We start from the raw sequence: 14,163 nt of genomic DNA on the forward strand, positions 1-14,163 counted from the left end.
CTATATAATTTACTGCGTTAAGTATATAAAGAATTTTAACTTTTTAATTATTGAATATCCTATAGTGAACTTATGTTTAGAAGGTTTTTTTAATAATATTAATGCTTTAAAATCATAGAATATTGAACATGTATTTAATTAATAATTATTATTAAATAAAAATAATTATAAATTAGATAGCTTTTTTATTTTTTGTATGATATAATAAAGAAAAAAAGGGAGGGAACTTTATGTATAAAAGAATAGAATTACCATATGACTTTAATTCACTAGAACCTTATATAGATGAAGCAACTATGAGAACACACTATGGAAAGCATCATCTAGCTTATGAGACTAATTTAAATAAAGCATTAGAAAATAATGAGGAATATACAAAAGGAAAAACATTAGAACAATTATTAAAGAACATTGATGAATTACCAGAAGGAATAAAAACAGCAGTTGTTAATAATGGTGGAGGAGTTTCAAATCATAACTTGTATTTTTCAATACTTTCTCCAAATGCGAAGAAGACTCCAGAAGGTAAATTATTAGAAGCTATTAATAAAACTTTTGGTAGTGTAGATAACTTAAAAGAAGAATTAAATAATGCATCTATATCAATTTTTGGTTCAGGATTTGCATTTTTAGTTAAAGATAAGGAAGGAAACTTATCAATAGTTAAAAGACCAAATCAAAACTCACCAGCTATGGATGGTTTAGTACCAGTTATCGCTGTTGATGTATGGGAACATGCTTATTACTTAAATTATAAAAATTTAAGAGCTGATTATGTTAAGAATATATGGAATGTAATTGATTGGGGTAAAGTAGAAGAACTTTACGAAGAAGATTACAACATATAGAAAAAAATAAATATAAAATAAAGCAAAAAGTGTATTAATAATACACTTTTTGTTGTTTTTAATAATAAAGAATAAATAATCAATATATGGGAAAAATATAAATAACATTGTATTAGTGAAAGGAGAAAATATGTATAACAAGATTGAATTACCATTTGAATATAATGCTTTAGAACCATATATTGATGAAGAGACAGTAAAGACTCATTATGGAAAGCATCTACAAACTTACGAGACTAATTTAAATAAGGCTTTAGAAGGATATGAAGAATATACTAAGGGGAAAACCTTAGATCAACTTATTAAGAATCTTGCTGACTTACCAGAAGAAATTAGGACAGCTGTTGTAAATAATGGAGGGGGAGTATCTAACCATAATCTATACTTCTCTATATTATCTCCAAATGCAAAGAAATCTCCAGAAGGTAAATTTTTAGAAGAAATTAATAAAACCTTTGGAAGTTTAGAGAATTTAAAAGAAGAATTAACTAATGCTGCTATTAGTCAGTTTGGTTCAGGATATGCTTTTTTAGTTAAGGATAAAGATAGCAAATTATCAATAGTAAAAAGGGTCAATCAAAATTCACCTGTAATGGATGATTTAATACCGATTTTAACTATAGATGTATGGGAGCATGCATACTATTTAAAGTATAAGAACTTAAGAGCAGATTATGTCAAAAATATTTGGAATGTTATAGACTGGGGCAAGGTACAAGGTCTATATGAAGATTGCCATAACATTTAATAAATATATACAGTGAATTCTTTCTTAGGAAAGTCTTTGCTGTTTTTTTATTAATTTGGCCATGTTAGATTAAGTTCTGATTTAATGCTACAAAAAGGATACTTTAAGAATATCCATATTAATTTTATATGGATTCTTTGTGTTGCATTTTCATGATTATAGTATAATTAGATAAAAGACTTATTTAATAAGGAGAATAAATAAATGATTAATTTTGCACATAGGGGAGCAAGTTCAGATTATCCAGAAAATACAATCCTTTCATTAAAAGAAGGAATAAATGCAGGAGCAAAAGGGTTAGAAATAGATGTACACAAAAGTAAGGATAATAAATTAGTAGTAATTCATGATGAGGATATAGAGAGAACTTTTTTAGGTAAAGGATTAGTAAAGGACTATACTTTAGAAGAATTAAAATCCTTTAGAAATAGAAAAAAGTTATTTAGAGATAATGAAGAATGTCATATTCCAACTTTAGAAGAAGTATTAGAATTAGTTAAAGATAAGGATATAGTACTTAATATAGAGTTAAAAACAGATGTTATTCATTATGAAAATATTGAAGAAGATGTTGTAAATTTAATTAATAAATATGGAATAGGAGATAAAATTATATTATCTAGCTTTAATCATGATTCCTTAAAGAAGGTTAAGAAAATAAGCAATATAAGAATTGGAGTTTTATATGAAAACCCTATAGAGAATATAGTTGGCTATGCTAAAAATTTAGGCGCTTATGCTATTCATCCAGATTTAAGATTAGTTTCTGAGGAGTTAATAAAAGAAGCTCATAAAAACAATATAAAGGTAAATATTTTTACAGTAAATAATCCTTTTTTTATGAGAATGCTTATAGCAAATAAGGTGGATGGTGCTTTTACAGATTATCCGGAATTATTGAAAGAAGTTTTAGTGGAGAGTTTATTATAAATTTTCTATTATAACTATGCTTTTATCATAGAATTTGATATTGTATTCAATAAATTATTCTAATTATAAGTAAGGGAGTAAGTATAGTAAAAATATATAAAGATTACAGTAAGGTGTAATCTTTTAATTAAATAAGTTTCAATTATGAATATAAAGAAAAATTTTTAATATAATATAATAGAAATTTTATGGAGGAAAGCTATGATAAGCCGTAAAAGATACATTTCCTTATCTCTAGAACTACACTTATTTTTTGCACGAATAATGAAAGAACATTCTTTGTTCTTGGAAGCAGGATTTACACCTAAAAATACTAAACTTTCTAAGGAAGCAGATAATTATAAGGTACAATTTGAAAAGATATTATTAGAAGCTGTTAAATTAAGTGAAGGTAATATTAGAAGGCGAGTATTAGAATCAGGTGAAATAGTTACGGACTATACTTTAAGTACTGAAAGGAAGACTGAGTATTATACAGGTATAGAAATAAACTCAAAAATTACTGTTTTGGAATCTATGTTAGATTGTAAGAATGAGATTGAGTTCGATTCTAAGATGATGAGCTCTATAAAGAAACTTAATAATAAAGCTATAAAATTGCTAGATGGACTTATAGATTTAAAAACTAGAATTTTAAATGAAGTATTATCTTGTAAGCTATTTACTGGGAATTATCCATTACTTATTGAACATATTATACGTGAAGCTAAACTATACCGTTCATATGTATATGATATTGAAAATAACGAGGATATTGATGAAAAAAATATTAAAGAACAGGAACTGTTTTGGAACCAAATTATGATGGAGCATGCTTTATTTATTAGAGGATTATTAGATCCTAGTGAAGAGCAATTAATAGATACTTCAGATAAGTTTGCAAAAGAATATAAAGAGTTAATTGAAAAAGCAAAGACTATGACTGATGCTACATTTTCAAACGTTACTAGTGATACATTAACTGAAACTATAAAGTTAAGAGATTTTAAGAAGGCAGGTACAATAGGAATAGAAGAATGTAAAATAAAATCTATAATTCTACCACTTCTAGCTGACCATGTATTAAGAGAAGCTAACCATTATGTTAGAATATTAAAGGAACATAAAGAGGGTAAATAGATTTCAAATTTTAAATTATAAAAGGCTATTACAGAATAACGATGTAATAGCCTTTTATAATTTGCCTTTAATATGCATTTTAGTATTTAAGTTTTATTAAATAGTTAAACAACATGATATTACAGATTGCGCAACAGCTTGTTTAACAAAATTATGTAGGTATTATAAAAAAGATATTACTATAACATAATTAAGGGATAATTTTGGAACTTATATTAAGGGGATAACATTATTGGGATTAGAAGAGAGATAAAAGTTAGGCTTCGATAAAAAGTAGGAGTATCAGCTAATTTATTGTTAAATATTTACAAATAGGTAAAGTTATTTTAAAATAAATATATATAAGGTAAATTTAAATAAAATAAAATAAAATAATAGTATTTTTTTATATTAAAATATAGTGTATTTTAAATTAGGAGGACGAAAATGAAAAGGGTAATGTGGGGAAGTTTATTTTTAGGATTTGCTGTGCTAATAATTATTCTATTATTAGCAGCGTTAGGAAAACCCGTATCAGATTTAATCTTTAGCATACTTACAGGAGCAATGGCAGTATGTATAATATCAGCTATTGTTGTACAAAGAAAAAGATATATTGAAAACAAACTTAAAAACAATTAGAAATTATAAAATTATATTAATGAATAGGCTTGAGAAGATATAGATTATTAAAAATTAAGGAATGAAAAAATGAAAGAATGAAGGAGGTTTTGCAGTGCAAAACCTTTTTTAAAATATAACAATTTTTTTCATTCTTTGATTTCATCATTTGTTAATTCTTTCAGTATTTTGCTTTGCAAAATACTATTATATTAAGGAAATATTAAAAAATCACACTTATATAGAAAATATTACCATTATATATTAAAATGAGAAAAGAGAAGAGTTTTTTATAAAATAACATTTTAATAAAATCAATTTAGCGGACTTTAATAAAATAAGGAAATTTTAAGATTTTGTTAAGATAAAGTTATATTGTTTCGTCTAGAATTAAAATATAAAGAACTGCAAATTAAGGGGGTAAATCATGAAGTCATTTTTAAAGAAGTTTTTCGTATCTTTTATGGCAGTATTATTTTTTATGACATTGCCGTTAATGGATGTGAAGGCTAGAGCAGAAGACAAGAAAGAAAGTTTTGATGTAAGGATCAGTTCAGGGATAGAAGGGAAGTTTAGAGCTTTAAAATATATTCCTATAACTGTTGAATTTACAAGTAATGAAAAGGATTTTAAAGGAGAAGTAGAAATAAGAGTTACTGGAAATGCTAATGGAAGCTATGATGCTTACAGTAAAGAAGTTTCAGCTACTCAAGGAGAAGCTAACAAGGTAGTTATACCTATTAAAATGTCAGAAGGAAGCAGTAAGATATCAGTTAACTTTGTGGAAAATGGCAAAGTATTATATGAAAAGAAGGGCTTAGTTTCTAGCGGAAGAGTTAGTGAAGCTAATTTGCTATTAGGAGTATTAACAGATGACCAAACAGGTTTATCTTATATTGGTAGCACTAGTTTTGAACTAAATCCTGACCAAAAGGGTGGAATTGAAAAGGTTAAGTTAGATGAAAACATAATTGGAGAAAATAACCTTAATATAGATGGCTTAGATGTAATAATTATAAATAATTACAATATGGCTAATTTAAAGGATGAACATTACACTACCTTAAATTCCTGGATTAATAGAGGTGGATTATTAATTATAGGTGCTGGAGCAAATGAAGGTAAGACTATAAATAATATTAATAAGGACTTCCTAAATATAAAATCATCAGGAGTTAAAGAGCAAAATATTAAAGTAGTAGATGATAACTTAAATTTAATTACATCATCATTATCAGCTAGTGAAGGAAAAGTTAAATTTGGATCAAAGGAAAATCCATTAGCTTATTCTTTTAGTAGAGGTAAAGGTGAAATAATAGTATCAGCTTTTGATTTAGGTATAGAACCATTAATATCATCTAAAGATGCAAGTAAGTTTTTAAGTACTCTATTAGTAAGTAAAATTAGTGAGCTTTATAATAAAAATTATTTTGGTGGCTTTTATCAAAACACATATAGAATTCAAGAGATTTCTAGTAATATTCCAATAAATAATATAGTAGGAACAACTCCATTAATAGTAGTACTTGCCATATATGCAATAGTAATTGGAATAGCTTTATATATTATATTGAAAAAGTTAAATAAAAGAGACTTAACTTGGATTATGGTACCTGCAATATCAATAATATTTGCAATAGTTATTTACTTTATGGGTTCTTCAACAAGAGTTAATGATATTATCTTAAATCAAAATAGTATTATTAAAGTTGATAAGAATGGTAAGGGGACTGCAAAGGGATATCTAGGTATTGGAACAAAATATAAAGATGATGTAAAAATAGAAAAACCTGAAGATTTAACTATGAATTATTTAATTAATGATAATTATTATTATGGTGGTCAAGAGGAAAAGATAAGTAACAAATTAAGAGTTAAGACAACTTATAATGGTAATAATTCATATTTTACTTTTGAAGACAGTGATGCTTTAGATATGAAGAGTTTTGAGATTATAGGAAAGGAACAAGTACTTCCGACTATAGAATCTTCTTTTAATATTAATGAAGGTAATTTAGTGGGTAAAGTAAAAAACACCATAGGATATGATATAGAAAAGCTATTACTTGTTACAGGTACTAGTGTCTGGGATCTTGGAAATATAGAAAAAGATGAAGAAAAAGATATAAGTAGCAAAGCTATAGCAAGCTCTTATGGACTACAACCTTATTCAGATACCTTAAGTCAAAATTACTATAATGCTAGATGGAATAACAAAGATAGCTTAAAGAGTAAAGAGTATAAGAATATTTTAAGAAATGCAACTATGATAGGAGTTGCTGCAGAAGAATTATCTTCAGATAAGGATGTTAAGTTAATTGCAATTACTAATATGCCAATGGATTATAATGTTGACTTTGAAGGTAAATCAATTAGTAAGTTTGACACTACAGTAATAATTCAAGATGCTGAAATTGACTTTAAAGATAAGGATGGTAATTATAACTTCCCAGAGGGATATTTTAATCCAGAATTAGATGGTACTTCAACTAATGTTGGTGTAGATGAATACAATGGATATATTTATGGTAGTGGGGAAATAGTTTTTAGATTTGATATACCTACTAATATTGAAATAGTAGATTTAAAAATAAAACAAGGTGTAGATAGGAATGGTATTGGATCTTCAAATACATCTGAAAAATATATTTACAATTATAGTACTGACAGTTATGAAAGAATATACTTGGGCCAAGGTTATGAAAAATTGAAGAATGTTTCTGACTATGTTGAAAATAACTCAATTAAAATTAAGTACGTTGTAGATGATTTAAAAGGTCAAGAAACTTTACCAAGAATTTCTGTTAAGGGGAGGGAAAAATAATGCTAGTTATAAAGAACCTTGAGAAATCTTATGGTAACTTCAAAGCATTAAATGGAGTAAATCTAGAAATAAAAAAAGGTGAGATTTTTGGATTTATAGGACCAAATGGTGCTGGTAAAAGTACTACTATGAAGATAATTTCTGGACTTCTTTCAGCTGATAGTGGAGAAGTTTATGTAGATGGAATAGATGCAATTAAAGATAATAAAGCTTTAAAAGATAAAATAGGTTATATGCCAGACTTCTTTGGAGTTTATGATAACTTAAAGGCTATTGAATACTTAGAGTTTTATGCTTCAATATATGGAATACTTGGAGATGAAGCTAGAGAATTAGCTATGGATTTATTAGAATTAGTAAATCTTAAGGACAAATGGGATGCAAATGTAGATGGATTATCAAGAGGGATGAAGCAAAGACTTTGTCTTGCTAGATGTTTAGTTCATAATCCAGAGCTTTTAATATTAGATGAACCTGCTTCAGGTATGGATCCAAGAGCTAGATATGAAATGAAGGGTATATTAAAGAATTTAAGGGAAATGGGGAAGACTATAATAGTATCTTCTCATATATTATCTGAGCTTGGTGAAATCTGTACTAGAATAGGAATAATAAAAAATGGTTCTATAGTTTGTGAAGGAACTGTAGAAGAAGTAACACTGATGGCATCAGGTACTGCCCCTATTAATATAACTGTAATGGAAGATGCAGATAAGGCTATTTCAATCTTAAGGGAGATACCAGAAGTAAAGGAAATGTCTGTAGATGAAAATAAGATTACTGCATCTATAGTTGGAGGAGATAAGGAAGCTAGAGACTTATTAAAGACTTTAGTTTCTAAGGATATTCCTGTTATAAGCTTTAGTAGAGCAGCAGGTAATTTAGAAGAAGTATTTATTCAAATTACTGAGGAAAATAAATAAAGAGGGGGGAAGTAATATGAAAATAAATCCAGTTTTAAGAAATGAAAGTAAGCTTACTGTAAGAACACCTAGATTTACAGTAATGCTATTAATATATGTAGCTGTTTTATCTGTTGGAGCACTAATATTCTATAACTCTTATAGTAGTGAAATATATGCTTCAGGAATAAATATGCAAGGATCGATTACGCTATATATAATTATGGCTGTTATTCAAGCAGTATTATTAATGTTTATAGTTCCATCATTAACAGCAACTTCAATTTGTTCTGAAAGGGAAAAGCAAACTTTAGATATACTTTTATCTACTAGATTAAGTCCCCTTCAAATTATTTTAGGGAAGCTATCAGCATCTTCCTTAAAGGTAATAATGTTAGTAGTTTGCACAATACCTCTATATGCTATTTGTGGTTTAATTGGAGGAGTTAAGCTTAGTAATATTTTAGCCTTAGTAGGATATTTTATAGTTTGTACTATTTTTGTTGGATCTTTAGGTGTGTTAGTATCTAGTTATTCTAAAACATCTAAGGCAGCTACAGCATTAACTTATGGATTAGTTTTATTTATATTTATTGGTACATTAATTATTGCTTATGTATTACTATTTTTAAAAACCTTTAGAGGGGGATATATGGGGAATACTATACAGTTTTCACCAATAATATATTTAAGCCCAGCAGTTGGTTTCTTTACATTACTATCAAATCAAGTTGGCTTTGGAGATATGATGTATATGTCAAGTCAATCAGGAATATATCATCATTCTGAATATATATCAGTAGTAATTCAATTAGTCCTAAGTACAGTATTTATACTTTTAGCAGCTAGAAAGCTTAATCCATTAAATGAAAAGAAAATGTCTAGAAAGAAAAAGGTAAAGGCTAACAAGAAAGTAAAGGAGTAGAGCTATGAATTCTTTAAACAATGAAATAATTACCTTTATTAAAAAGGCATCAAAAAGAATTAAAGCAAACTTTATACTTAATTTAAGTGTAGTAGGTATTAAGTACCTACTATGCTTAAATTTCTTAATTTTATTGATATCATTATTTATTACTATTCCATATGTAGAGGAAGTTACTATAGGAATATTATTAGTAGGTATAATAGCAATAATTATTTATGGAGCCTTTAAAGCACCTAAGGATAAAGAGGTTGCTTTAATAGTAGATTCAAAGGGATTAAAAGAAAGAGTTACTACTTCATTAGAGCTTATAAATCATAATGATGAAATAACGATAGCTCAGAAAAAAGATACAGTAAATTATATTAAAAACTATAATTTAAAAGAAAATTTAAGGATAAAGGCAGAAAAAAAGCAAGTTCTTGTAGTGATAGCTTTATTAGCAATGTGTATATTAACAGCTTTTATTGATACTTCAGCTAAAAAAGAAGCTAATAATATAAGAGAATTTAATAAATATCAACAAGAATATATTAAAAAAGTTGAAGAAGAAAAGAAAAAAGTAGATAAATTAGAAGATTTATCAGAAGAAGAAAAGGAAGCTATCAAAAAGATACTTGAAGATGCAAAGAAGGAATTAAAAGAAGCGGATAAAAAGCTTGATGTTAATAAGACATTAGAAAGAATGGAAAAGAAGCTTGAAGAAGCTAAGAATCAAGCAAAAGACGAGAAAAGTAAAGAAGCTATGGAAAATATGCAGAAGAATTTACTAGATAAGTTTAATAAAGATAAAGAAGAAAATGCTAAGAAGGATTTAAATAAATTAACTAATGAATTATTGAAGAAGAAGGAATCTAAAGATTTAGCTGAAGCTATATTATCAAAGGATAGTAAGGAGCTAGAAAAAGCTTTAGGAAACTTAAAGAAATCCTTAGGGAATATGAGTTCAAGTGAATTAAATAATTTATCTAAAGCCTTAGCAAGTGCAGCTGAAGGTATGGATGATGAAGGCTTAAAAGAAGCTTTAGAATCAGCTTCAGATTCAGTTTTAGATGGTAAGCTTGATGCCGAAGCCTTGAAGGAAGCACTAGAAAATGCTCAAAAGAATGGTGAAGGTAAAAAAGGCGAAGGAACTAATAAAGGAGAAGGTTCTGGCGAAGGAGAAGGTTCTGGAGAAGGAGACGGATCTGGAGAGGGCGAAGGCCAAGGAGAAGGAAATGGTCAAGGTCAGGGCCAAGGGAATGGTCAAGGTCAAGGAAATGGAACAGGCCAAGGCTGGAACACAGGAAGTAGTGAAGGCGAAGAAAATGATATAGATAATAAAAGGGGAGAGCAAGTTTATATTCCAGGAAGAGATACTGGTAATGATGGAAATTTAACTGGAAATAAAAATGAAGATGGTGACTCTCAAAGTATAGATTCGCAAAATGGATTTAACTTAGATGGAAGTAAAATAGATTATGATAAGGTAATTGGAGATTATACTAATAGTGCATTAGAAGGTGCAAATAATAGTAATCTTCCTGAAAGCTTAAAAGATCTTATAAAAGAATATTTCCAAGGATTAAACTAAGGGGTGAAGAAAATGGAAGTAAATGAAAAAGATATATTAGAAGTTTCTGAGAAAATTAAAAGATGTGAAGAAGAAATTTCAAAAGGGATAATAGGCCAAAAAGATATAATAAGAAATGTGTTAATAGCAATCTTTGCTGATGGTAATGTACTACTTGAAGGTATGCCAGGTATGGGGAAAACTCAGCTTGTTAAGACAATTGGGAAGGTTTTAAATTTAAAATTCTCAAGAATACAATTTACACCAGACTTAATGCCTGCTGATGTAGTAGGTACTAATATAGTAGTTAAGGAAGGGGATAATACATTATTTAAGTTTGAAAAAGGTCCAGTATTTACAAACCTTCTATTAGCAGATGAAATAAATAGAGCAACACCAAAGACTCAATCTGCTTTACTTGAAGCCATGGGAGAAAAGACAGTTACTGTTGGTAAAACAACATATGAGATGTCAAAGCCTTTTATGGTTCTTGCAACACAAAACCCTATTGAGCAAGAAGGAACTTATCCATTACCAGAAGCTCAATTAGATAGATTTTTATTTAAACTTAATGTAGATTTTCCAAATCTTCAAGAGTTAAAGGAAATTATGGATTTAACATTAACTAACGATAAGGTTAATTTAACTTCAGTTCTTGAAGGTGATGAAATAATAAGAATAAGAGATATTATTAAGGAAATAAAGCTTGCTGATGCAGTTAAGGAATATGCATTAAAGCTTATACTTGCAACTCATCCAGAAATAGAAGAGGGTGCAGAAATTACTAAAAGATATGTTGAAGCTGGTGCAAGTCCAAGAGCAGCTCAAGGTATTATAAGTGGAGCTAAGGTTAGAGCTGTTATGGAAGGTAGATTAAATGTTTCCTTTGAAGATATTAAAGCTTTAGCTTACCCTATTTTAAGACATAGAATAATTCTTAACTTTGATGCTATTACAGAAGGTTTAACAGAGGAAAGTATTATAGATAAGATACTAGAAGATTTAAAGGTTGTGTAGATAATGGGGGAAAGATTATTTAATGAGGACTTCTTTAAAAAGCTAAATAAGATCAATATGCATATTAATTTAAAGCTTTCCTCTGGAACTCAGGGGGGAAGAAAGTCTAAGGCTAAGGGAGTATCTGTTGAGTTTTCTGATTATAGAGAATATGCCCCAGGAGATGACTTTAGAAGAATAGATTGGAATGCTTATGGAAGATTTGATAAGTTTTTTATTAAAGTTTTTATGGAAGAAAGAGAAGGTGTATTTAATTTCTTTATAGATAAGAGTAAATCTATGGATTATGGTGAATCAAGTAAGAAAGATACTGCCTTAAAAGCAGCTGCAGCTTTAAGTTATATTGCTTTAAATAACTTAGATAGAGTAAATATTTCAACTATGGATAGTGGAGAAATAGATAGTATGAAATCAGCAGCAGGTAATAAAGCCTTTAGAAGAATATTAAAGGAACTTGAAGATATTGAGTTTAATGGAAGTACTGATTTAACAAAGAGTATAAAAAGAAGACCGTTATCTCCAAGAGGTGTATCTATAGTAATATCAGATTTCCTAAATAATCAAGGTACATCTAATCTTGAAGATGCTTTAAAATACTTAGCTTTTAAGAAGCAAGATATTATTTTACTTCAAATATTATCTGAAGAAGAAATTAACCCGGATTTTAATAATGAAATCACTTTTATAGATTCTGAAACTGGTGAAAATGTAAAGATGAGTATTACACCTAATATTATTAAAGAGTATAAGTCTATGTTAAAGTCATATAACAAATCTATTGAATCTTTAGCTAGAAAGTATGGTGGGAAATTTATTAGTGTAAGCTCATCAATGGAAATAGAAGATATTATTTTAGGTGAGTTTAGTAAGAAAAGAGTATTGTACTAGGGGGATGATGTTATGGGATTTACTAATTTATGGCCATTATTTTTATTAATAACTATTCCTCTTTTAGTACTACTTTATATATTGAAGAGAAAGTATAGAGAAGAGGTTATATCTTCAACCCTTTTATGGAATGAAGTATATAAAAATACTAGAGCTAATACACCTTGGGAAAAGCTTAGAAAAAATATAATGTTATTACTTCAAATAATAATACTATTATTACTTATTTTTAGTTTAATGAAACCATTTTTAAATTTTGGAGGTAAAAGCTATAAAAATATTATTTTATTAATAGATAATACAGCTAGTATGAGTGCAGAATATGGAGATGGTACAAGACTTGAAGAAGGTAAAAAACTTGCTAAGGAGTTTTTAGCTTCAACTAAGGATGATACTAATACCTATATTATTTCTTATGATGGTGATAGCAAATTACTTCAAAATGGAGAGTTTAATAAAGAGATTTCAAATGAGATAATTTCAGATATTTCCCAAAGCTATAATACTGGTGATATAAGTGAAAGCTTATCCTTTATTAAGGCTATAGGAGAAGGAATAGAAGAAGAATATGAAGTTATAGCATTTACAGATAAAGACTTTTCTTTAGGCGATGTTAATGGAAAAATAGTTTCTTTAGCAAACTCTGGAGTTAATGCTTCTATAGATAATGTTTCACATAAGTTTTTAGAAGATAAGGTAAGGGTAATAGCTACTGTTACTAATAGAGGTTCAGGAGATTATGCAGGAGACTTCTCCCTTTATGATGGTGAGGAATTGCTTTCAGTAACTTCTTTAGAACTTAAAGAAAGTGAAAGTAGAACCTTAACGTTTGATTTACCTACTATTAAATCAGAAGTTCTAAAGGGAGAGCTTTCTAGAAAAGATATGATTCTAGAAGATAATACTTATAATCATGTAGTTGGAAAGAAAAAAGTGAACAAGGTTTTAATAGTTACTGAGCAAAACTTATTCTTAGAAAAAGCCTTTAGTAGCATAGAAAATACAGAGGTATATAAAACTAATAGCACTTCAAATTTAACTAGTGCAGATAAGTATGATTTATACGTTTTTGATAATGTAACTCCAGATGTTATACCTAGTGAAGGAAGTTTACTATTTATAAATCCATCTTCAAATGAATACTTTAATGTTATTTCTGGTGGAGAAGGTGGAGAAGCTAAAGCAGTTATAGGAGAAGTATCTAAATATTTAGAAGATACAACCTTTACTGCAGCTAAGTATAATTCTATAGAAATACCTTACTATGGAAGAGGTTTTTTAAATATAGATGAGGATTATATAGGATTTAAAGGTGAAGTAGATGGAAGAAAGATTGCAGCATTATCCTTTGATCTTCATGATAGTGATTTCCCATTAAAGAAGGAATTCCCTATATTAGTATATGACCTTGGAGAAAATATGATTTCTAGTGGAATGGTGTATAAGAGTAACTTTAAGGCTGGAGATAAGATTATAGCTAGAGGTCTGTCTTCAGAAAATAATATTTTATTAACATATCCAAATGGTGAGACCTTAGAGTTAAAATCTGGGGATGAAGTTAAAGAAGATAATCAGCTTGGAGTATATAAGCTAAATGTACTAGAAGAGAAGGAATCATTTTCAGTAAACTTCCCATCAGAAAAGGAAAGCAATACTTCTATAAGTAATATAAGTGAAAGTGAAAATATAGTAAAAGCTAAAGCTGATTTAAAGAGAGGCTTAAATATTTCACCACTTTTAATACTACTTGCAATGGGAATAGTAGCTTTTGAATGGATAATGTATAAGAGAGGAAACTAGAGGAGGCAAG

General features: G+C 28.1%; 13 protein-coding genes. All 13 read left to right on the top strand.

Going from position 1 to position 14,163, the window contains the following annotated elements; translation table 11 throughout:
• Positions 1 to 230: 230 nt before the first annotated feature.
• The 13 genes from E5347_RS08215 (at position 231) to E5347_RS08265 (ending at position 14,153) form a co-directional block, all read left to right on the top strand.
• Positions 231 to 848 carry a superoxide dismutase gene (locus E5347_RS08215; RefSeq protein ID WP_136006274.1) on the top strand — a complete coding sequence of 206 codons (618 nt, stop codon included), beginning with the start codon at positions 231 to 233 and terminating at the stop codon, positions 846 to 848.
• 130 nt (positions 849 to 978) lie between these two features.
• Complete coding sequence (locus E5347_RS08220; RefSeq protein WP_136006276.1) at positions 979 to 1,596, top strand: superoxide dismutase; 618 nt, start codon at positions 979 to 981, stop codon at positions 1,594 to 1,596.
• A gap of 204 nt (positions 1,597 to 1,800) precedes the next feature.
• The gene (locus E5347_RS08225) at positions 1,801 to 2,526 is read left to right on the top strand and encodes a glycerophosphodiester phosphodiesterase (protein ID WP_136006277.1); all 726 of its coding nucleotides are present in this window, start codon (positions 1,801 to 1,803) and stop codon (positions 2,524 to 2,526) included.
• 201 nt (positions 2,527 to 2,727) lie between these two features.
• Complete coding sequence (locus tag E5347_RS08230) at positions 2,728 to 3,645, top strand: DUF2935 domain-containing protein (protein ID WP_136006279.1); 918 nt, start codon at positions 2,728 to 2,730, stop codon at positions 3,643 to 3,645.
• A 100-nt stretch (positions 3,646 to 3,745) separates the two neighbouring features.
• Positions 3,746 to 3,835 (top strand): cysteine peptidase family C39 domain-containing protein, encoded by a 90-nt coding sequence (locus E5347_RS17210; RefSeq protein ID WP_341472509.1) that lies wholly within the window; start codon positions 3,746 to 3,748, stop codon positions 3,833 to 3,835.
• Positions 3,836 to 4,071: 236 nt separating this feature from the next.
• Positions 4,072 to 4,266 (top strand): hypothetical protein, encoded by a 195-nt coding sequence (locus E5347_RS08235; RefSeq protein ID WP_136006281.1) that lies wholly within the window; start codon positions 4,072 to 4,074, stop codon positions 4,264 to 4,266.
• A gap of 406 nt (positions 4,267 to 4,672) precedes the next feature.
• Entirely contained in the window at positions 4,673 to 7,069 is a 2,397-nt protein-coding gene (locus E5347_RS08240; RefSeq protein ID WP_136006283.1) for a hypothetical protein, read from the top strand.
• Positions 7,069 to 7,992, top strand: coding sequence for an ABC transporter ATP-binding protein (locus E5347_RS08245; RefSeq protein WP_136006285.1), 924 nt, complete (start codon positions 7,069 to 7,071; stop codon positions 7,990 to 7,992). The genes E5347_RS08240 and E5347_RS08245 overlap by 1 nt, the downstream gene beginning before the upstream one ends.
• A 16-nt stretch (positions 7,993 to 8,008) precedes the next feature.
• The gene (locus tag E5347_RS08250; protein ID WP_136006287.1) at positions 8,009 to 8,896 is read left to right on the top strand and encodes an ABC transporter permease; all 888 of its coding nucleotides are present in this window, start codon (positions 8,009 to 8,011) and stop codon (positions 8,894 to 8,896) included.
• A gap of 4 nt (positions 8,897 to 8,900) precedes the next feature.
• Positions 8,901 to 10,469 carry a pectinesterase gene (locus E5347_RS16855; RefSeq protein ID WP_168354931.1) on the top strand — a complete coding sequence of 523 codons (1,569 nt, stop codon included), beginning with the start codon at positions 8,901 to 8,903 and terminating at the stop codon, positions 10,467 to 10,469.
• 12 nt (positions 10,470 to 10,481) lie between these two features.
• The gene (locus E5347_RS08255) at positions 10,482 to 11,465 is read left to right on the top strand and encodes an AAA family ATPase (protein WP_136006289.1); all 984 of its coding nucleotides are present in this window, start codon (positions 10,482 to 10,484) and stop codon (positions 11,463 to 11,465) included.
• A 3-nt stretch (positions 11,466 to 11,468) separates the two neighbouring features.
• Positions 11,469 to 12,353 carry a DUF58 domain-containing protein gene (locus E5347_RS08260; protein WP_136006292.1) on the top strand — a complete coding sequence of 295 codons (885 nt, stop codon included), beginning with the start codon at positions 11,469 to 11,471 and terminating at the stop codon, positions 12,351 to 12,353.
• A gap of 12 nt (positions 12,354 to 12,365) precedes the next feature.
• Positions 12,366 to 14,153, top strand: coding sequence for a vWA domain-containing protein (locus tag E5347_RS08265; RefSeq protein WP_136006294.1), 1,788 nt, complete (start codon positions 12,366 to 12,368; stop codon positions 14,151 to 14,153).
• Positions 14,154 to 14,163: the final 10 nt, after the last annotated feature.

The sequence above is a fragment of the Clostridium sartagoforme genome (genome assembly GCF_004794105.1).
GTDB lineage: Bacteria > Bacillota > Clostridia > Clostridiales > Clostridiaceae > Clostridium > Clostridium sartagoforme_B.

Bases quoted from the DNA above. Each gene is read 5' to 3' on its own strand.
- E5347_RS08225 (WP_136006277.1), top strand. From the start codon at position 1,801: ATGATTAATTTTGCACATAGGGGAGCAAGTTCAGATTATCCAGAAAAT.
- E5347_RS08240 (WP_136006283.1), top strand. From the start codon at position 4,673: ATGAAGTCATTTTTAAAGAAGTTTTTCGTATCTTTTATGGCAGTATTA.
- E5347_RS08215 (WP_136006274.1), top strand. From the start codon at position 231: ATGTATAAAAGAATAGAATTACCATATGACTTTAATTCACTAGAACCT.
- E5347_RS08235 (WP_136006281.1), top strand. From the start codon at position 4,072: ATGAAAAGGGTAATGTGGGGAAGTTTATTTTTAGGATTTGCTGTGCTA.
- E5347_RS08250 (WP_136006287.1), top strand. From the start codon at position 8,009: ATGAAAATAAATCCAGTTTTAAGAAATGAAAGTAAGCTTACTGTAAGA.
- E5347_RS08260 (WP_136006292.1), top strand. From the start codon at position 11,469: ATGGGGGAAAGATTATTTAATGAGGACTTCTTTAAAAAGCTAAATAAG.
- E5347_RS08265 (WP_136006294.1), top strand. From the start codon at position 12,366: ATGGGATTTACTAATTTATGGCCATTATTTTTATTAATAACTATTCCT.
- E5347_RS08230 (WP_136006279.1), top strand. From the start codon at position 2,728: ATGATAAGCCGTAAAAGATACATTTCCTTATCTCTAGAACTACACTTA.
- E5347_RS08255 (WP_136006289.1), top strand. From the start codon at position 10,482: ATGGAAGTAAATGAAAAAGATATATTAGAAGTTTCTGAGAAAATTAAA.
- E5347_RS08220 (WP_136006276.1), top strand. From the start codon at position 979: ATGTATAACAAGATTGAATTACCATTTGAATATAATGCTTTAGAACCA.
- E5347_RS16855 (WP_168354931.1), top strand. From the start codon at position 8,901: ATGAATTCTTTAAACAATGAAATAATTACCTTTATTAAAAAGGCATCA.
- E5347_RS08245 (WP_136006285.1), top strand. From the start codon at position 7,069: ATGCTAGTTATAAAGAACCTTGAGAAATCTTATGGTAACTTCAAAGCA.